General features: G+C 62.0%; 20 protein-coding genes. 13 read left to right on the top strand and 7 right to left on the bottom strand.

The features are described from left to right. The first annotated feature begins 27 nt into the window (after positions 1-27). Positions 28-846, top strand: coding sequence for a nucleoside triphosphate pyrophosphohydrolase (gene mazG, locus E4Z66_RS02350; RefSeq protein ID WP_136461324.1), 819 nt, complete (start codon positions 28-30; stop codon positions 844-846). Here mazG and E4Z66_RS02345 read toward each other — a convergent pair. Continuing rightward, positions 836-1,705 carry an SIR2 family protein gene (locus E4Z66_RS02345; RefSeq protein ID WP_211097101.1) on the bottom strand — a complete coding sequence of 290 codons (870 nt, stop codon included), beginning with the start codon at positions 1,703-1,705 and terminating at the stop codon, positions 836-838. The genes mazG and E4Z66_RS02345 overlap by 11 nt on opposite strands. Before the next feature lie 101 nt (positions 1,706-1,806). Between E4Z66_RS02345 and E4Z66_RS02340 the strand changes: the two genes are divergently transcribed. Genes E4Z66_RS02340 through E4Z66_RS02330 form a run of 3 tightly spaced genes read left to right on the top strand, consistent with a single transcriptional unit; the run spans position 1,807 to position 4,690 of the window. Continuing rightward, positions 1,807-2,748 carry a nucleoside hydrolase gene (locus E4Z66_RS02340; protein WP_136461322.1) on the top strand — a complete coding sequence of 314 codons (942 nt, stop codon included), beginning with the start codon at positions 1,807-1,809 and terminating at the stop codon, positions 2,746-2,748. A 55-nt stretch (positions 2,749-2,803) separates the two neighbouring features. Next, positions 2,804-3,253: a GNAT family N-acetyltransferase gene (locus E4Z66_RS02335; RefSeq protein WP_136462108.1), complete on the top strand. Its 450-nt coding sequence runs from the start codon at positions 2,804-2,806 to the stop codon at positions 3,251-3,253. A gap of 18 nt (positions 3,254-3,271) precedes the next feature. Beyond that, positions 3,272-4,690 carry a protein adenylyltransferase SelO gene (locus E4Z66_RS02330; protein ID WP_136461321.1) on the top strand — a complete coding sequence of 473 codons (1,419 nt, stop codon included), beginning with the start codon at positions 3,272-3,274 and terminating at the stop codon, positions 4,688-4,690. Here E4Z66_RS02330 and E4Z66_RS02325 read toward each other — a convergent pair. Further along, positions 4,647-5,570: a DMT family transporter gene (locus E4Z66_RS02325; RefSeq protein WP_136461320.1), complete on the bottom strand. Its 924-nt coding sequence runs from the start codon at positions 5,568-5,570 to the stop codon at positions 4,647-4,649. The genes E4Z66_RS02330 and E4Z66_RS02325 overlap by 44 nt on opposite strands. Positions 5,571-5,704: 134 nt before the next feature. Between E4Z66_RS02325 and E4Z66_RS02320 the strand changes: the two genes are divergently transcribed. Next, entirely contained in the window at positions 5,705-6,565 is an 861-nt protein-coding gene (locus E4Z66_RS02320; protein WP_136461319.1) for a tellurite resistance TerB family protein, read from the top strand. A gap of 56 nt (positions 6,566-6,621) precedes the next feature. Beyond that, complete coding sequence (locus E4Z66_RS02315) at positions 6,622-7,050, top strand: Fur family transcriptional regulator (RefSeq protein WP_136461318.1); 429 nt, start codon at positions 6,622-6,624, stop codon at positions 7,048-7,050. 33 nt (positions 7,051-7,083) lie between these two features. On the opposite strand, the gene E4Z66_RS02310 is transcribed toward E4Z66_RS02315, so the two are convergent. Beyond that, positions 7,084-7,947: a DUF6456 domain-containing protein gene (locus E4Z66_RS02310; RefSeq protein WP_342773437.1), complete on the bottom strand. Its 864-nt coding sequence runs from the start codon at positions 7,945-7,947 to the stop codon at positions 7,084-7,086. 517 nt (positions 7,948-8,464) lie between these two features. Here E4Z66_RS02310 and E4Z66_RS02305 point away from each other — a divergent pair. Beyond that, positions 8,465-8,755 carry a DUF6477 family protein gene (locus E4Z66_RS02305; RefSeq protein WP_136461316.1) on the top strand — a complete coding sequence of 97 codons (291 nt, stop codon included), beginning with the start codon at positions 8,465-8,467 and terminating at the stop codon, positions 8,753-8,755. A gap of 13 nt (positions 8,756-8,768) precedes the next feature. On the opposite strand, the gene E4Z66_RS02300 is transcribed toward E4Z66_RS02305, so the two are convergent. From E4Z66_RS02300 to E4Z66_RS02285, 4 genes are all read right to left on the bottom strand, one after another. Then, entirely contained in the window at positions 8,769-10,313 is a 1,545-nt protein-coding gene (locus E4Z66_RS02300; RefSeq protein ID WP_136461315.1) for a trimethylamine methyltransferase family protein, read from the bottom strand. Between the two features lie 161 nt (positions 10,314-10,474). Beyond that, positions 10,475-10,843, bottom strand: coding sequence for a Lin0512 family protein (locus tag E4Z66_RS02295; RefSeq protein WP_136461314.1), 369 nt, complete (start codon positions 10,841-10,843; stop codon positions 10,475-10,477). Next, complete coding sequence (locus E4Z66_RS02290) at positions 10,836-11,183, bottom strand: Lin0512 family protein (protein WP_246035847.1); 348 nt, start codon at positions 11,181-11,183, stop codon at positions 10,836-10,838. Before E4Z66_RS02290 ends, E4Z66_RS02295 begins: the two co-directional genes overlap by 8 nt. A gap of 10 nt (positions 11,184-11,193) precedes the next feature. Next, complete coding sequence (locus E4Z66_RS02285; protein ID WP_136461313.1) at positions 11,194-12,204, bottom strand: hypothetical protein; 1,011 nt, start codon at positions 12,202-12,204, stop codon at positions 11,194-11,196. A gap of 121 nt (positions 12,205-12,325) precedes the next feature. Here E4Z66_RS02285 and guaA point away from each other — a divergent pair, with 121 nt between their 5' ends. From guaA to E4Z66_RS02255, 6 genes are all read left to right on the top strand, one after another. Continuing rightward, positions 12,326-13,897 (top strand): glutamine-hydrolyzing GMP synthase, encoded by a 1,572-nt coding sequence (gene guaA / locus E4Z66_RS02280; RefSeq protein WP_136461312.1) that lies wholly within the window; start codon positions 12,326-12,328, stop codon positions 13,895-13,897. A gap of 30 nt (positions 13,898-13,927) precedes the next feature. Next, a complete protein-coding gene (locus E4Z66_RS02275) occupies positions 13,928-14,797 on the top strand; it encodes a DMT family transporter (RefSeq protein WP_136461311.1) in 870 nt (289 codons plus the stop codon). A 48-nt stretch (positions 14,798-14,845) separates the two neighbouring features. Beyond that, positions 14,846-15,766, top strand: a complete 921-nt coding sequence (locus E4Z66_RS02270; RefSeq protein ID WP_136461310.1) for a DMT family transporter — start codon at positions 14,846-14,848, stop codon at positions 15,764-15,766. A gap of 34 nt (positions 15,767-15,800) precedes the next feature. Continuing rightward, positions 15,801-16,661 carry an ATPase gene (locus tag E4Z66_RS02265; RefSeq protein ID WP_136461309.1) on the top strand — a complete coding sequence of 287 codons (861 nt, stop codon included), beginning with the start codon at positions 15,801-15,803 and terminating at the stop codon, positions 16,659-16,661. 183 nt (positions 16,662-16,844) lie between these two features. Beyond that, positions 16,845-17,771: a homoserine O-succinyltransferase gene (locus E4Z66_RS02260; RefSeq protein WP_136461308.1), complete on the top strand. Its 927-nt coding sequence runs from the start codon at positions 16,845-16,847 to the stop codon at positions 17,769-17,771. After that, positions 17,764-18,735, top strand: a complete 972-nt coding sequence (locus E4Z66_RS02255) for an alpha/beta fold hydrolase (protein ID WP_246035845.1) — start codon at positions 17,764-17,766, stop codon at positions 18,733-18,735. The genes E4Z66_RS02260 and E4Z66_RS02255 overlap by 8 nt, the downstream gene beginning before the upstream one ends. Positions 18,736-18,771: the final 36 nt, after the last annotated feature.

Genomic DNA, 18,771 nt, shown 5'->3' with positions numbered 1-18,771 from the left:
TCTGACACCGAAGCGGAGCCGCCTGCAATGCCTCAAGACCCGATCCACGACAAAGCCCCCGGAATGGAGCGTTTGCTGGAGGTGATGCGCCGCCTTCGCGACCCGAACGACGGCTGCCCGTGGGATATCGAGCAGACATTCGACACCATCGCCCCCTACACGATCGAGGAAGCCTATGAGGTCGCGGATGCGATCGAACGGCGCGATTGGGACGATCTGAAAGGAGAATTGGGGGATCTGCTGCTGCAAACGGTCTATCACACGGCGATCTCGGCAGAGATGGGTCTGTATGATTTCCATGATGTGGCCGAAGGCATTGCCCAAAAGATGATCGACCGGCATCCGCATGTGTTTGGCGATGAAAGCCGGGACAAAAGCGCAGAGCAGCAAACCCGCGACTGGGAGACCGTCAAGGCGCGCGAACGGGCACAAAAGGCGCAAAAAGGCACGCTGGACGGGGTCGCGGTCGGTCTGCCCGCGCTTTTGCGTGCCGAAAAGCTGCAAAAACGGGCGGCGCGGGTTGGGTTCGACTGGCCAAGCACGGATAACGTGATCGACAAGCTGACCGAGGAAGCCGCCGAACTGGTAGAGGCGCGTGACCAGCTGACAGAGGCCGAACAGGTCGAGGAATTCGGCGACTTGCTGTTCGTGATGGCCAATCTGGCGCGCCATATGGGCATCGATCCAGAGGCTGCCCTGCGCGGCGCGAATGCGAAATTCACCCGCCGCTTCGAGGGGATCGAGGCGCGGCTGGCAGCGATGGGCAAACGCCCCGAGGATAGCGACCTGGAGGAAATGGACGCGCTTTGGGATGCGGTGAAGGCCGAAGAAAAGCTCAAGAAATGAGCGTCACCCCCGGCATGTCGCCGATGCGCGTCAAATCGTCGGCATAACGCGCCTGCAATTGCGCGCGCTGCTTTGGCTCAAAGGTTGCAAAGCCGCGCGGCTCTGTCTCTTCGGCATATTCCGCGATGATCGCTTTCCACTGCGCACGGGTCAGAGCCTCGCCCGCCGCATAGCGCGCCTGCACCGCTTCAAGGGCACGATCGGTCGCTGACAGGTTCTTGATCTGCTCCGGCTCGTCCAAGGTAAGGAAGGTCTCTGGCAATAGACGGGACAGCAGATCGCGGCTGCTGCCGCGCCGCGCGTAGGACAGGATGACCAGTTCTTCGGGTTGCAAGATGTCGCGCATCAGGGCGGCGATTTCCGGCCAGCCGCGATCCATCTCAAGCAGCTTCGGACGGATTTCGGAAAAGGGGCGCACGGGGTTATCCTCGGCCCGTTTGCGAAAGGCGGACACATACAGCGCATCATAGGGCCGGATCACATACACGACGCGCTTGAAGGTGGCATTTGCAAAGCCCGCACGCAGTGTTTGCAAACGTGCCTCTGCCGCTGGATAGAAGCGCCCGGCGTAAAAGTGGAACATCCGTCCGGGGATGTTTTCTTCGCTCATGATCAAGGGCTTATCCGAATTTGCAAACTGTTCCGCCAGCCTGTTTGCAAAGCGTTCGGCCTGTTTTGGCCCGTGGCGCGGCGCGGGCAGTTTCAGCGATAGCCGCCCGCTGGGTATGCCGTCGCGGCCCGGATAGGCCAGCGCATAGCCGGCGTCCTTCAGCACTGCCCGATTAACGTGCAACGCCATCTGAAAAGACGACGTTCCAGTGCGATGCGCGCCTGCATGAAGGTAGATATCGCGAGCCATGTTGCGCCTATTGTGCGACCGGACGTTGCGGCGTGCAAACCGCTTCTGGACATCCCGCGCCTGCAAGGTAAGTCTGCGGCAAAGAAGGAACACCCCACACTATGACCCCCCGCAAAATCATCATCGACACCGATCCCGGGCAAGACGACGCGGTTGCGATTCTGCTTGCTCTTGCCAGCCCGGAAGAGATCGACCTTCTCGGGATTACCGCTGTTGCGGGCAATGTCCCGCTGAACCTGACTGCCAAGAACGCGCGGATGGTCTGCGAACTGGCGAACAAGCCCGACGTCAAGGTCTTTGCCGGCTGCGACCGCCCCTTGGGGCGCCCCCTTGTCACGGCGGAACATGTGCATGGGAAAACGGGGCTGGATGGACCCACCCTGCCGGATCCGAAAATGCCGCTGCAAGAACAGCACGGCGTTGATTATATCATCGACACGTTGCGGGCCGAAGCCCCCGGCACCGTCACGCTTTGCCCACTTGGGCCGCTGACCAATATCGCGATGGCGTTCGAGAAAGCCCCTGATATCGTTGAGAAGGTTCAGGAAATCGTGCTGATGGGCGGCGCGTATTTCGAGGTTGGCAACATCACCCCGGCGGCGGAGTTCAACATCTATGTCGATCCGCAGGCGGCGCATATCGTGTTTTCCTCTGGCGCGCCGATCACCGTGATGCCGCTGGATGTCACCCACAAGGCGCTGGTGACGACGCCGCGCAATGACGCCTTTCGCGCGCTGAACACGCCGGTGGGGATCGCGGTCGCCGAGATGACCGACTTCTTCGAACGGTTCGACAAGGAAAAATACGGCTCTGCCGGGGCGCCGCTGCATGATCCTTGCGTGACCGCCTATCTGATCCAGCCGGATCTATTTTCAGGCCGCCATATCAATGTGGAGATCGAGACCCAGTCCGACCTGACCATGGGAATGACCGTGGCCGATTGGTGGGGCGTGACCGACCGGCCCGCCAATGCGATGTTCATGGGCGATATCGATGCCGATGGCTTCTTTTCCCTGCTGACCGAACGGCTTGGCCGCTTATGAGCATGGCGACAGCCCCCCGGCCCTTCACCCAAATCCACCGAAGGGAATGGAGATCATGAGCGCCGCGCTGACCCTCGCCACGCCGGACCATCTGGAGCAATTGCTGCCCCTGGTCGCCGCCTTTCACGAGCATCACGGGATCGACCAGTCCGACGCCGCACGCCGCGCCGGTCTGACCCCGTTGCTGGAGGGCATTCCGCATGGCACCTGTTATCTGATCGGTCCGGCGCGCGCGCCCATCGGCTATATCGTGATCAGCTTTGGCTGGTCGCTGGAATTTGGCGGGCTGGATGGGTTCATCGACGAGTTCTATCTGCGCCGGGCCGTGCGCGGACGCGGGATCGCAACCGAGGTGCTCAATGCGCTGCCCAAGGCGCTTTCGGGGGCCGGACTCAAGGCGCTGCATCTGGAAGTCAGCCACGGCAATGAGCGCGCGCAGCGGCTGTATTCCCGCGCAGGTTTCCGCGCCCGCCCCGACTATCACCTGATGACGCGCGCCTTCTAAGCCCCTATGTCGGGAGGTATGAGTGTGCATATCCCCTTCGACAACAGTTTCGCCCGCCTGCCCGGCGCGTTCTTTACCGCGCAATCGCCCGTCGCCGTGGCGGAGCCGGGCCTGATCGCCTTTAATCACCCTCTGGCAGAGGAACTGGGCATCCGCGCCGCCTCTGACACGGAAATCGCGCAGGTTTTCGCGGGCAACGCCTTGCCCGAAGGTGCAGAGCCGATTGCCCAGCTTTACGCGGGCCACCAATTCGGCAGTTACAACCCGCAACTTGGCGACGGGCGCGCCGTTCTTCTAGGGGAAGTCATTGATACCAACGGGTTGCGGCGCGACATTCAACTGAAAGGGTCCGGGCCGACCCCTTATTCGCGCCGGGGCGATGGCCGGGCGTGGCTGGGTCCGGTACTGCGCGAATATGTGGTGTCCGAGGCGATGCATGCCTTGGGCGTTCCCACGACGCGCGCTTTGGCAGCGGTCCAGACCGGAGAGCCTGTCTACCGCGAAAGCATCTATCCCGGTGCGGTGCTGACGCGGGTTGCGGCCTCTCACATCCGGGTGGGCAGCTTTCAGGTCTTTGCCCATCGCGGGCAGATCGACGAATTGCGGCAACTGACCGACTACACCATCGCGCGCCATGCGCCGGGTGCCGACGGCCCCATGGGATTGCTGCGCCATGTGGTCGCGGCGCAGGCCCGGCTGATCGCCCATTGGATGTCGCTCGGCTTCATCCACGGGGTGATGAACACGGATAATTGCACCATTTCGGGCGAGACGATCGACTACGGCCCGTGCGCCTTCATGGATGACTATCATCCGGGCCGTGTGTTTTCCTCGATCGACCAGACCGGGCGCTATGCCTATGGCAACCAGCCGCGCATCGCGATCTGGAACATGGCGCAATTCGCGACGGCCCTGATCCAGCAAATGCCCGACCCGCAGGCCGCGGCGGATGAGGCGACCCAGATCGTCCATGACATGCCCCACCTGATCGAACGCGCGTGGCTACAGCGTTTTGGGGCCAAGATCGGGCTGGCTGCGCCCAGTTTCGACGATGTGCCGTTGATTGAGGATCTGCTGACGCGGATGGCCGCCAATCAGGCCGATTTCACCAATACCTTCCGCGCATTGGCCGAGGGCACGGGTCGCGATCAGTTCACCGACCCCGCCGCCTTTGACGCGTGGGAGAGAACATGGCGGGACCGGCTTGCGACAGAGACAGCGCCCGAAGACCTGATGATGCGCACCAACCCCGCCGTGATTGCGCGCAATCACCGGATGGAACAGATGATCGCGGCCGCCGTCGCCGGGGATTTCGCGCCGTTCGAGCGGTTGATGCGTGTTCTGGCCACGCCCTTTTCGATCAGCGCCGAGGATGCCGATCTGACGCGCCCGCCTATGCCGTCGGAGGTTGTGGCGGCGACATTTTGCGGGACCTGACCGGCCGGTTGACCAGCACGATCCCAAGGGCGACGAGGCCAAGCGCGATCCAGACGCGCGGGCCGATCTGTTCGCCCAGCAAAAGCCAGCCAAGGATCACCGAAAAGACCGGGCTGAGAAAGCTGAAAGAGGCGACACCGCTGGCCGGGTAGATCGTCAGCAGCCAGAACCACAGCAAGAAGGCCAGCGTGACCACGACGACGATCTGGAAACCCAGACCGGCCACATGGGCCCAATGCAGATCACGCAAGAGCGGCCCCAGCATCAACGCGGCCACCAGCAGGATGGGCGACGACCACAGCAATTGCCAGAAAAGCTGCGTTTCGGGCGCTTCGTCACGCGCGGGCGACAGGCGCAGCACCAGTGCAATCGCGGCCCAAAGCATCGCACCGACCAGCGCCAGCGCGTCGCCCAGCAGGCTATAGCTTTGCCCCTCTGCGCCGCGATCCGACAAGGCCACCGCCACGCCCAGAACGGCCAGCCCCAGACCAATCGCCTTCATGCCGCCAATCCGCTCGCCCGGGATCAAGACATGTGCCGCAAGGCTCAGCCAGACCGGCATCGTATAGAACAGGACCGACGCACGCGACACCGTGGTCAGGTCCAGCGCGTTGAAAAGGCACACGAACTCAACGGCGAAAAGCACGCCCAGTATAACGCCCCAAATCCGCGCCTTCGGTTTCATCGCCAGTTTGCGCCCGCGCAGCACGATCCAGCCGCCGATCATCACCGCCCCCCCGGCAGAGCGGAGAAAGGCCATGAACGCGGGAGAAAAACCGTCATTGCCCAGCTTGATCACCACCTGATTGAACGCCAGAACAAGAGAGAACCCGATCAGCAGGCTCGCGCCGAGCGCGTCAATATTGGCTTTGCGTTGCATGGCGCGAACAGGCCCGTTTGACACCCCCTTGTCAATCGGACGATGCGGGGCGCCGGTTTTTCCCCGTTCGTTTCGTCACGTAACTGTGCCACACTGCGCGCAACAAGGGACTGGTACGACAGAGGGGTATTTCCATGAGTCTTGTAAAAACACTGGCGAAGGTCGCCGTGGGCGTCGCGATTGCCAAAGGTGCGTCATCCTTGATGAAAGGCAGCGCCAATAGCGGCGCAGGCCAAGTCAGCGGCGGTGGCGGCGGTTTGGGCGACATGCTCAAGAACATGATGCCGCCCAATGCGGGGACCGGCACGGCCTATGGCGGTGCGAACAGCCCCGCAGGTGGCGGGATCGAAGACATGCTGGGCGGTCTGCTTGGCGGCGGCGCGGCTGGTGGCGGTCTGGGTCAAGGCGGGCTTGGCGGCCTGCTGGATCAGATCAGCGGCGGCACAAGCGGCAAGGGCGGAAATCTGCAAGACCTGCTTTCCGGTCTGGCCGGTGGCGGCGCGGCTGCGGGCGGTCTTGGCAAGCTGCTCGGTGGCCTGACCGGGCAACCGAGCGCCCCTGAAACCGCGGGCTTTGGCGAAGTGTTGAATTCGCAATTCGAAGAAACACCGGTCGCCGCAATCGAACCCAGCGCCGATCAAGAAGCCGCGGCGGCACTGATGCTGCGCGCGATGATCCAGGCGGCGAAATCCGATGGGTCCTTCGATGCTGACGAACAGGCCAAGCTTATCGAACGTCTGGGCGGCGATGTGGATGCCTCTGAGCGCGCTTTTGTCGAACAGGAACTGGCCAAGCCGGTCGATGTGGATGCGTTGGTTCAGGACACACCCAAAGCGCTTGCGCCGCAGGTATACGCGATGTCCCTGTTGGGCATCGACCTCGATACGCAGCCCGAAGCGCAATACCTGCACCAATTGGCGCAGGGCTTTGGTCTGGACGCGGCAACGGTGAATGCCGTGCATGAACAAATGGGCGTGCCTGCGCTCTACCAGTAGACCTCCCGGTCCCTTGCGGCTAAACCCCTGTTCGAAAGGGTTGGCCGCGGGGGACCATGACTGTCACGAAGATACTTGACCGACTCGAAGCACGTGGATTGCGTGTGACTGGGCAGCGGCGCGTGGTGGCGCAGGTCTTGCAGGACAGCGATGACCACCCGGATGTAGAAGAGCTGTTCGCGCGGGCGCAGGCCATTGACGCAGGCATCTCCATCGCGACGGTCTATCGCACGGTGAAGCTGTTCGAAGAGGCCGGAATCCTTGAAAAGCTGGAATTCGGCGATGGGCGCGCGCGCTATGAAGACGCGGAGCGCCAGCATCACGACCACCTGATTGATCTGAGTTCCGGCAAAGTGATCGAATTCGTCGATGACGAGATCGAAGAGCTTCAGGAACGCATTGCGCGCAAGCTTGGATACGAGTTGCGCGGGCACCGGATGGAACTGTACGGCGTGCCGCTCAAATCCCGGAAATCGGAAGACTGATCCGCGGCAACTGGTGCCGCGGGGATCATATCTTCAGCCGATCAACTGCGCTTCGGGTGTCAGGTTTTCCTCGTAATGACGCTTGAGCCGTTGCAGCGCGATGCGCAGCACGATCTTGCCGGAACGCGCCGACCAACCCATGCGCTTTTCCGTCGATTCCAACCCTTCGAGATAGCAGCAGCAGTATAGCGCCACGTCGCTGAGCCCCGGCCCCAGATCGCTGAGCGCCTGCATCACCCGCGCCCGCGCCGCTGCCGGCCCATAGCCGGTCGTGCCCGCGCCGCTGCGCCCTTCGTCGATGCCAGCGGTCAGGAATTTGTCCCAGTTCTGCGACATGGAGGGTTCCATCTGCGCCAGTTCGAAATCTTCGCGCAGACGTTCGCCGCAGCGCACCAGATCATCGGACAAGAATGGATCGCCCGATTTGTCACGGCGACGCGCCAGAACGGTGAGCGGCGATTCAGACAGCGAATACCGGTTGCGACGAGACGAGGTCGCCGCGGGAGAATTTGCGGGCTCTCCTACCGGCGCCGCGCCATCGAAACCGGCCGGGGCTTCGGCCATGCCAAAGACGGGCGCCTGACGCGCCGGTTCCTGGTCCAGCAGGTCACGAACCTTGTCGCGCCCCGCCTGAGTGATCCGATACCGCAGGATACGCCCCGTCCCGCTGGTTTCGATCCATCCCTGCACCGCCATCGCCTGTGCGATTTCCTGACTGACCACAGCCGTGCGCGTGGTTGCCCCATCAGGCCCCTCGCGCACCACAACCGCCGTGTCCATGTCGGCGGCGATGGCAAGCACCGATCCGCTTTCACATAGACGACGCAATATGCGTTTGGCCTCCTGCTCGAATTCCGGCTGGTCCCCATGTGCCGTCCCTTGGGGTGTATCGCTCATCTGCGTAAACTCCTTATGCTGTGCCTGCCGATCCCCGGGCAGGGTCGATCTCACTTTCGCTTCCATGCGACGCAAGGCCGCGTCGATAAGCGGATCATCCCGAAGACGTTCGATCTTCCGGACGCGCCGTGACACTGTGGACGCATGGCAGTTCTTGCGCCGAGCCAGATCGCGGATCGAAACTCCCGATGACGTGTGAAGGAGATAATCGGCCATCGCTTCCGGAGCCCAATCCGGGAGCTGAATTTCCGCCTGACAATCCGTTTCCTTCCACACGGTTCGATCCTCATGCTCTGCCTCGCGCACCATTCTGCCCACAGAGTTTTCCACAAGAGCGCCCACAACTTGTGATAGTGACTTGGTTACCAGAACCTTAAAGGGCGCCATCCCGTTCAGTATTGTTTCCAAATGATAAACTTCCCCCACCCGACCGTTCGCATAGGGGCCGACTCGCGCAACAGTGAGTGCACCCGTGCCACAGTGCTGCTGGCAAGAAACACGAGTGAGGCCAGGAAAAATGTTGGATATTCTGACTTATATCGCAGGAATCGACCGTCCTAAGCTGCTGGTGAAGGCAGCGCGAATCGGGGCTGATACCTATCATCGGGATCGTCACCTGCCCCGATTGCTCCGGTCGGCAGGCGCGCCGAAATCGGCGTTGTCGTTGCTCAAGCTCGCCGAAATCGAGGCGGATCTTAACACTCAACGCGTTGCAAAGGACGCCACCTATTCGGTGACGCGCCATGTTGCGGTGCTGTCTGCCATCGTGGGCGAAGCGCGTCTGATGCAGGCTGCGGCCCGGGAATAACCGGGCCCGCCGCTTAGATGAAGCTGTCGGCTTCGCGCGCCTTGCGCTCGGTCACGAACTGGTCGAGCGCCTCCGAGATCGCCGGGTCCAGTGCCGGTTGCTGGTACTGCGCCAACATGGTTTCGACCCGGAGGCGCGCCAGTTCCTGCGTGTCGCGCGCGCCCTCGTCCGCCCAAGTTTCGAACGGCTTGTAATCCAGCAGGTCCGACTTCCAGAAGGCGTTCTTGAAGTTCCTTTGGGTGTGCGCACAGCCAAGGTAGTGCCCGCCCGGCCCGACTTCGCGGATCGCATCCATGCCAAGCGCGTTCTCGTCCATCTCGACGCCGCGCGCCAGCCCATGCAGAACACCAAGCTGATCGGCATCCATCACGAACTTCTCGAAGGACGCGACAAGGCCACCTTCCAGCCAGCCGCAGGCGTGGAGCATGAAGTTCACGCCCGACAAAAGCCCCATATTCAGCGAATTCGCAGTCTCATAGGCCGCCTGCGCATCGGGCAGCTTCGATCCGCAGAACGCCCCGGCGGACCGGAATGGCAGCCCATAACGGCGTGCGAATTGGCCGACGCCGTAAGTGATATGCGAGGCTTCCGGGGTGCCGAAGGTCGGTGCGCCCGAATTCATGTCGATCGACGTGACCATCGCGCCCATGATGATCGGCGCACCGGGGCGCACCAACTGGCTATAGGCGATGCCCGCCAGACATTCCGCCAACACCTGCGTCAGCGTGCCCGCGACCGACACCGGTGCCATCGCGCCGCCCACGATAAAGGGCGAAATGATCGATGCCTGGTTGTTCTCGGCGTAGACCTCCAGCGCGCCCATCATCACATCGTCGAAGGTCAGCGGCGAGTTGATATTGATGAGCGAGGTCATCACCGTGTTGTTGCGCACGAAATCTTCCCCGAAGAGCAGGCCGCACATATCGACACTGTCCTGCGCGCGGGATTTTTCCGTGACCGAGCCCATGAAAGGCTTGTCCGACAGCGTCATATGCGCGTGCAGCATATCCAGATGGCGCTTGTTGACCGCCACATCGGTCGGCTCGCAGACCGTGCCGCCGGAATGGTGCAGCCATTTGGACATATAGCCCAGCTTCACGAATTTGCGGAAATCTTCCATTGTGGCATAGCGCCGACCACCATCGACATCGCGCACGAAGGGCGGACCATAGACCGGCGCAAGCACAAGGTTGCGCCCGCCCACGACGACATTGCGCGCCGGATTGCGCGCGTGTTGGGTAAAGGTCGAAGGCGCGGTCTTGATCAGCTCGCGCGCCAGCCCGCGCGGGATATGCACACGTTCTCCGCGTACATCGGCGCCCGCCTCTTTCCAGCGCGCCAAGGCACCGGGGTTGTTGATGAAGTTGACGCCGATCTCTTCCAGAACGGTTTCGGCATTGGCCTCGATAATATCGAGCGCCTCTTCATTCAGAATCTCGAAATTGGGGATGTTCCGTTCGATATATTTGGCGGTTTCAAAGGACACCGCGCTGCGCTCTGCACGCCGCGCTGCGCCGCCGCCTCCACGTCCCCGACGCCGTGCTGCTGCCTCTGACATTGCAAATCCCCTTATGACCGCGACTCGTTGTTGGAACGTGTTTTAGCCGTTGCATCGTCGGTCCCGCTCGCGGTTAGCGCCCGTTGCGGGAAAAAAGCGACATGATGCGGGGCCGCGTGTCGGTATTTGGCACTTGCGGCAGGCGGCGGACTTGCGATCGCTCAGGCCTTTTGCGTCAAACGCCAGCCGGTTTGTCGAGGCAAGAACACCTCAACCGCGGCAGAGACGACGACCAGCACATCGCCGGTGTCGGGATTCGGCACGTCCAGACCGCCCTTGACGGCGCGAATCTCGGCCCGGCCGCGCGGCAAAGACGAGACCAGCGCGGCGCAATCCACTGCGTCGGGCCGTTGTGCCCCGATGGTGACCTGAACGCGCATATCGCTTTCAGGAATGTTCAGCCCCTTCACCAGCGGCAAGGACGAATGGCGGATCGCATCTTCGATCGCGCGCGCGGCGGCCTTGGTATAGTCGCGGCCATATTGGCTGTTGCCCATGCCCATTTCGATGATCACGCGCTGCTCAGTCATCGGTTTTCTCCATCTCGAAGCTGACGGACAGGGCGACATTGGCCATGATCGTCGGATGCCCGTCACCATCGGGGCGCGGAATATCCAGACCGCCCTCGGTCACGTGGATCTGCGGCGCGCCGTAGGGAAATTCCGCCGCGACCGCCTCCAGATCGACCTTGCTTGGCTGCTGCACCGCCACATCGACGCGGATGCGCATCGCGGATTTCTCAAAGCCGAACAGCTCCGCCAGATTGATCGAATTGTGCCACAACGCGTCGCGCACCGCCCGGCAGGCCGCCTGCGTGTAGTCCCCACGCCGCAGCGACGTGCCCATGCCAAGTTCTGTCATCAACCGCATCGCGCGCTCCTTACAATCCGAATGTCACCGGGTCTTGTCTGGCCTCTGGCCGCAAGCGCCGCAAGACCGGGGGCAGAAAATCGTCCAATCTGTCCTCGATCAGATGTGCCCGCACGCCCAGAAAAATCGCGCCAAGCCCCGCCAGCGCGACGATGGCCGCTGCGACATACAGGTTATCCCACGCCTGAAACCAGTCGCCCAGATAAAAGGCCAGTGCCAGCGCCCCGCCCGAGATACCGCCCGGTCTGCGCACATAGATCGAATAGAAGATCATCAGCAGCCCCGTCGGCAACAACGGCCATATTCCCTCGGCGCGCCAGTCGAAGGCCATGGAGGTGCTGAAGACGAAAAAAGCCAGCAACCCGGCCTTGTTCAGCCAAAACCCGTGGTTATGCGTGGCGCGCAGATCAAGCCACCAGCCCAGCACAAGACAACCCACGCTGAGCGCCAGCCAGAACAGGTTCTGATCGATCACGTCGTTCAGGCCCGGCCCATAAAATAGGTCGATGGCGTAGACCGACAGCACCCCCAGCACCCCGGTCCAAGCCGGCAGGAACTGGCGGTTGCGGATCAGCAGCGCAGATACGCCCAACAGCGGCAGCAGCGGCAGGTACATCCCCTTGGTCAGCGGACCCAGCGCATTGGTGTAACCGGACCAATTCCGCCCCGGTACGAACGGTTCGATATAGGCCCCGACAGAGAAGGAGAGCGTGACGCCAAGGCCCAGCACCAGAAGCGTGGACAGCAACCTGAGGTCCGGACGCGGCTCAACAACCCGGTCGAGCAGGAAAAAGCCCACGGCATAGACAAGGCAGACCATGCTGATCCGGTCGGGATCGCCGCCGGAAATCTGAATCGTCAGCAGGAACAGCGCGAACACGATCAGCGCGACCCCGCCCAGCCACAGCAGGTGAACAAGCGACAGGCGCAGACTTCCGGGCCCGTCCGGCAAGGCCTCGATCGCGCGTTTCTGTTCCGGCGTGATGATCCCGGCCGCAACGGCGGCAGATAAACGATTCACTGGCACATCCTCTTTCACCAAGAAACATGAACATAGTTCACGAAACGCGAAATGGAACCCTTTCCCATGCCGTGCTGCATCCACTCTTGCACATGCTCAAGTCACGCAATAACGAGACACCATGTCCGATATCTCTCATGACCGCCTTCTCATCATCGACTTCGGCAGCCAGGTCACACAGTTGATCGCCCGGCGTCTGCGCGAACTCAACGTCTATTGCGAAATTCATCCCTATCAGAACGTGACCGATGCGTTTCTGGCGGAGTTTGCGCCCAAGGCCATCATCTTTTCCGGCGGGCCGGATTCCGTGATGCGCGACGGCAGCCCCCGCCCGCCGCAATCGGCCTACACGATGGGTGTGCCGATCCTTGGCATTTGCTACGGCCAGCAGGTGATGATGCACGATCTGGGCGGCAAGGTCGAAGCGGGCGAACACGCCACGGCGGAGTTCGGGCGCGCCTATGTCACCCCGTCGGACACGCGGATCGACATGCTGAACGGCTGGTTCCTTGATGGGTCTGGCCGCGAACAGGTCTGGATGAGCCATGGCGACCATGTCAGCGAAATCGCTCCCGGCTTTGAGGTGTTCGGCACCTCGCCCGGTGCGCCTTTTGCGATCACCGCCGACACCACGCGCAATTTCTACGCGGTGCAGTTCCATCCCGAAGTGCATCACACGCCCAATGGCAAGACGCTTTACGAGAATTTCGTGCGCCTTGCCGGGTTCACCGGCGACTGGACCATGGGCGCCTATCGCGAGGAAGCAATCCGGCTGATCCGCGAACAGGTCGGCGACAAGCAAGTGATCTGCGGACTTTCGGGCGGGGTCGATAGCTCTGTCGCGGCGGTGCTGATCCACGAGGCGATTGGCGACCAGCTGACCTGCGTTTTCGTGGACCACGGGCTTTTGCGCAAGAACGAGGCGGAAGAAGTCGTCTCCATGTTCCGCGACAATTACAACATCCCGCTGATCCACGCCGATGAAGCCGATCTGTTCCTTGGTGAACTCGAAGGCGTTTCCGATCCGGAATCAAAGCGTAAGATCATCGGCAAACTGTTTATCGACGTATTCCAGAAATACGCCGATCAGGTCGAAGGGGCCGAATTCCTGGCTCAGGGCACGCTTTATCCCGACGTGATCGAAAGCGTTAGCTTCTCCGGTGGGCCGTCGGTCACGATCAAGTCGCACCACAATGTGGGCGGCTTGCCCGAAAAGATGGGCCTGAAACTGGTCGAGCCGCTGCGCGAGCTGTTCAAGGACGAGGTGCGCGCATTGGGTCAGGAACTGGGGCTGCCCGCCAGCTTTATCGGGCGTCACCCTTTCCCCGGCCCCGGTCTGGCAATCCGCTGCCCCGGCGAAATCACCCGCGAAAAGCTGGCGATCCTGCGCGAAGCGGACGCGGTCTATATCGACCAGATCCGCAAACACGGGCTTTATGACGAGATCTGGCAAGCCTTTGTCGCGATCCTTCCGGTGCGCACAGTGGGCGTGATGGGCGATGGGCGGACCTATGATTTCGCCTGCGCGTTGCGGGCCGTGACCTCGGTCGATGGTATGACCGCCGATTACTATCCGTTCAGCCATGAATTCCTTGGCGAGACCGCCACGCGGATCATCAACGAGGTGCGCGGCATCAACCGTGTCACCTATGACGTCACGTCGAAACCGCCCGGCACGATCGAGTGGGAATAACGACGCGTCTTTGGGAGGAGGCGTGACAGGATGACAGACACCCTGCGCGGTGCGCTTTGGATGCTGGGAACGATTTTCTCGTTCTCTGTCATGGCGGTTGCGGGGCGCGAAGCGTCCGATGTGCTCGATACGTTCGAGCTGATGTTGTACCGTTCGATCGTGGGGCTGGTGATTGTCGCGGGCGTGATCACAGCGACCCGGCGCTGGCACGAGGTGCCCACAAGGCATTTCAGCACGCACCTGTTGCGCAACCTTGCCCATTTCACCGGCCAGAACCTGTGGTTCTACGCGGTGACCGTGGTGCCCCTGGCGCAGGTCTTTGCGCTGGAATTCACCTCGCCGCTTTGGGTGATCGTGCTTAGCCCGCTGCTGCTGGGCGAACGCTTGACGGCGACCCGGGCGATCTGCGCGCTGGTAGGGTTCATCGGCATCCTGATCGTGGCCCGTCCGGGCGCGACCCCGATCAATGCGGGGCTGGTGACGGCGGCCTCCTGCGCGATCTTCTTTGCCCTGACCATCATGCTGACCAAGCGTTTGACGCGCGCCGACAGCATTGCCTGCATCCTGTTCTACCTGACCGCGCTGCAACTGGTGATGGGGCTGGTCGCCTCTGGCTATGACGGGGATATTGCCCTGCCGGATATGCGCACCCTGCCCTTCGTGATCGCCATCGGGCTGGGCGGACTTCTGGCGCATTTCTGCTATACCAAGGCACTGTCGCTCGCCCCCGCGACGCTTGTTTCGCCCATCGATTTCGGACGGTTGCCCGCCATCGCGCTGGCGGCGTGGGTTCTTTATGGCGAGGCGGTGGATATCTGGGTCTTTATCGGCGCCGCGCTGATCTTTGGTGGCAACTATCTGAACATCATGACAGAGACTCGCCGTGCGGCCCGCGCTTAGCGCAAGAACCGGGTCGCGCCGCACCAGATGCCCGGTTAGGCAGACAGCATGACCCCGCAAAAGACCCTTTCCGCCCGCGCCTGGACCGAGATGCTGCTGCTTGCCGCGATCTGGGGCGCGTCCTTCGTGTCGATCCGCGTGGCGCTGGACGAGATCGGCTTTGCAACAGTCGTGGCGCACCGGGTCGGCTGGGCGGCGCTGCTGCTGTGGATCGTGGTGCTGGCCCGCCGCTTGCCCGTGCCGCGGCGTCCGGGCATCTGGGGCGCGTTTCTGGTTATGGGCCTTTTGAACAACGTGCTGCCTTTTTCCCTGATGGCGTGGGGCCAGCTTTATATCGAAAGCGGGCTGACGGCGATTTTCAACGCGGCCACGGCGATCTTCGGCATTCTTATGGCGGCCTTGTTCTTTCCCGACGAACGGCTGACGCCTGCGCGGTTGCTGGGCGTGGGGCTGGGGTTTCTGGGCGTGGCCATTGCCATCGGGCTTGATGCGGTGCGCGGCTTCGATCTGCGTTCGCTCGCGCAAATGGCGGTGCTGGCGGGAACGCTGTGCTATGCGCTGGCCTCGGTCTGGGCGCGCAAGACGCTGACCGGACTGCCGCCGCAGGTGGCCGCCGCCGGGATGCTGACCGGATCGACCCTGATCGCGCTGCCGGCGGCGATGCTGATCGACGGCGTGCCCAGTTTCAGCCTTGCGCCGCAAACTTGGGCCGCTATCGGGTATTTCGCGCTGATCGGCACGGCGGGCGCGTATCTTTTGTACTACCGCGTGCTGGCCATGGCCGGATCGGGCAACCTGATGCTGGTCACGCTGCTGATCGTGCCCTTTGCCATCACATTGGGAACTCTCCTGCGCCATGAAACGCTGCCCGCATCGGCCTATCTTGGATTTTGCCTTCTGGCGCTTGGGCTTCTGATCGTCGATGGCCGGGTTCTGCGTCTGATTGACCGCCCTGCCCGGCGCGGCTAGGAAACGGATCACCAAGCATAAGGCAGGGGAACCGATGCTCTACCAATCAGCGCAGGAATGGCGGGACGCACCGCGCAAACGGGTGTTGGTCTATGGCATGTCCGGGTTGGGCAAGACCTATCTAAGCCAGATGCTGCGCGATTCCGGCCAGTGGTTCCACTACTCCATCGATTACCGCATCGGCACCCGCTATATGGGCGAATACATCATCGACAACGCCAAGGCCGAGGCGATGAAAGTCCCTTTCCTGCGCGATCTGCTGATGTCGGATTCGATCTATATCGGATCGAACATCACGTTCTCGAACCTCGCGCCTGTCAGCACCTATCTGGGCAAGCCTGGCGACCCGGAGAAAGGCGGTCTGCCGATTGCCGAATATGAACGGCGGCAGGACCAGTTCCGCACCGCCGAGATTCACGCGCTGACCGATACCGGCTATTTCATCGACCGGGCTGAGCGGCTTTATGGCTATCCGAATTTCATCTGCGATACCGGCGGGTCGATCTGCGAATGGGTGGATGCGACCGATCCCAATGACCCGCTGATGCTGGAACTCAGCCAGCGCGCGCTGATGATCTGGATCGAAGGGTCCGAGGCCCATACCGAGGAATTGATCCGCCGCTTTGACCGCGCGCCCAAGCCGATGGCCTATCAACCGGCGTTTCTGGCGCGTTGTTGGGCGGAGTATCTGGAAGAAACCGGTCACTCCGCGCAGAAAGTCGATCCCGATGCCTTCATCCGCTGGACCTATGCCAAGGCGCTGGCGCATCGCCAGCCGCGCTATCGTGACATGGCCCGCTGGGGCGTCACCGTCACGGCGGACGAGATCGCGGCGCTGAAGAGCCAGGCCGATTTCGATGACCTCATCGCCGAGGCGCTGGATCGCCGCAGTTAAGGCGCGGGGGCAGTCCCCTGTCCGTCGCGCCCAGATCGCCAAAACGCGCCCCGGCGCCCATCACGATTGACCGAGCGTATCCAACAAGGGCTGGAAGCGCGCGGTGAAACGGCCTATGTCCCTCACCCTGTAAGTGTTTTTCGCGTCTTTTGTTGCCTCACCCTTCAAGAATGAGCGTTCCCCATGCCAATCAAGCTGCCTGCTTCCCTTCCCGCCTATGACGTGCTGACCCGCGAGGGTGTCATGGTCATGGACGAGGACATGGCCGCACGGCAGGATATCCGCCCGCTGCGGATTGGGCTGCTCAACCTGATGCCGAAGAAGATCCAGACGGAAAACCAGTTCGCCCGGCTGATCGGGGCGACCCCGCTTCAGATCGAACTGAGCCTGATCCGGATGTCCGAACACCAGACCCGCAACACCGCCGCCGAGCATATGGCGGAATTCTACCGCCCCTTCCAGGACGTCAAGAACGAACGGTTCGACGGGCTGATCATCACCGGGGCGCCAATCGAACATCTGGACTTCGAGCAGGTAACCTATTGGGACGAGCTGACCGAGGTGATGGACTGGACGCAGACCAATGTGCATTCGACCTTTGGCGTCTGCTGGGGCGGAATGGCGATGTTGCACCATTTCCACCGGGTGCCGAAACATGTGCTGGATCGCAAGCTGTTCGGGGCCTATCGCCATACGAACCTTGCCCCTGCCTCGCCCTATCTGCGCGGGTTTTCAGATGATTGCGTCGTGCCGGTCAGCCGCTGGACGGAAGTGCGCAAGGAAGAGGTCGAAGCCGCAGGGCTGCCGATCCTGCTTGGCTCTGACGTGACGGGGCCATGCCTGATCGAAGACCCGGAGCACCGGGCGCTCTATATCCTCAATCATTTCGAATATGACAGCGGCACGCTGGGCGAAGAATACCAGCGCGACCTGCAAAGCAATCAGGTCGAAGGCGCGCAGATCGCCCTGCCGGTGAACTATTTCCCGCAGGATGACCCGCAGATGAAGCCGCAGAACCGCTGGCGTAGTCACGCGCATTTGCTATACGGGAACTGGATTAACCAGATTTACCAATCAACCCCTTTCAACATGGAAGAGATCGGTGGCTAGGTCATTGTTCTACATCGTCCTGTTTTCCCTTGTCGGGGTCGCCGCGGTTCAGCTTGTGGCGGGCATCCGGGAACAGCGGGCCGAGATGCTCTTCCCGCCCGAGGGCGAATTGATTGAGGTCGATGGAACGGACATCCATGTGCAGGTCTTTGGCGATAATGGCCCCGATCTGGTACTGCTGCACGGCGCATCGGGAAATTCCCGCGATTTTACATTCTCTCTCGTGCCCGCGCTGCAAGACCGCTATCGCATCATCGTCATGGATCGCCCCGGTCTGGGGTGGTCGGAGGCAGCGCCGGGATTTGGGGGGATTCTGGACACCGATGGCGAAAGTCCGCAACTGCAAGCGCGCCTGCTGCGCGAGGCAGCAAAGGCGGTCGGCATCTCCAGACCGATGGTGCTGGGCCATTCCTATGGCGGCGCGGTGGCGATGGCTTGGGTGCTGGACGACCCGGAAGCGGCCGCGATGATCTCTCTTGCCGGGGCGTCCCAGCCTTGGCCGGGCGATTTGCACTGGCAATATCCGGTTCAGGCCTCTGTCCCCGGATCGCTTTTCGCCATTCCGATGGTCACCGCCGGAATGCCGCGCGGGACATTGGACAGCGTCGTCGCCTCCATCTTCGCGCCGCAGGCCGAACCCGAAGGCTATGCGGAACATATCGGTGCGCCCTTGTCGCTGCGGCGACGCACGCTTCGTGAAAACTCCCGTCAGGTCAATGGGTTGCGCCCACATATCGTGGAGATGTCCAAGCGCTACGACAACCTGACCCTGCCGATTGAAATCTTGCATGGCGACGCCGACGACATCGTGCCGCTATCGGTGCATTCGCAGCCGCTCGCCGATCAGGTCGACAGCGTGAACCTCACCGTCCTGCCCGGGATCGGCCATATGCCGCACCACGCCGCGCTGGACGAAACGATCGCCGCAATTGACCGCGCCGCCACGCGTGCGGGTTTGCGTTAATCGGATTAACATCCCATATTGACCCTGAGCAGACAC

Origin of the sequence: Aliishimia ponticola, from assembly GCF_004803475.1 — a bacterium.
Taxonomy (GTDB): Bacteria; Pseudomonadota; Alphaproteobacteria; order Rhodobacterales; family Rhodobacteraceae; genus Aliishimia; species Aliishimia ponticola.
The sequence above is the reverse complement of the archived record's forward strand: the minus strand, read 5'-3'. Positions and strand labels throughout refer to the sequence as shown.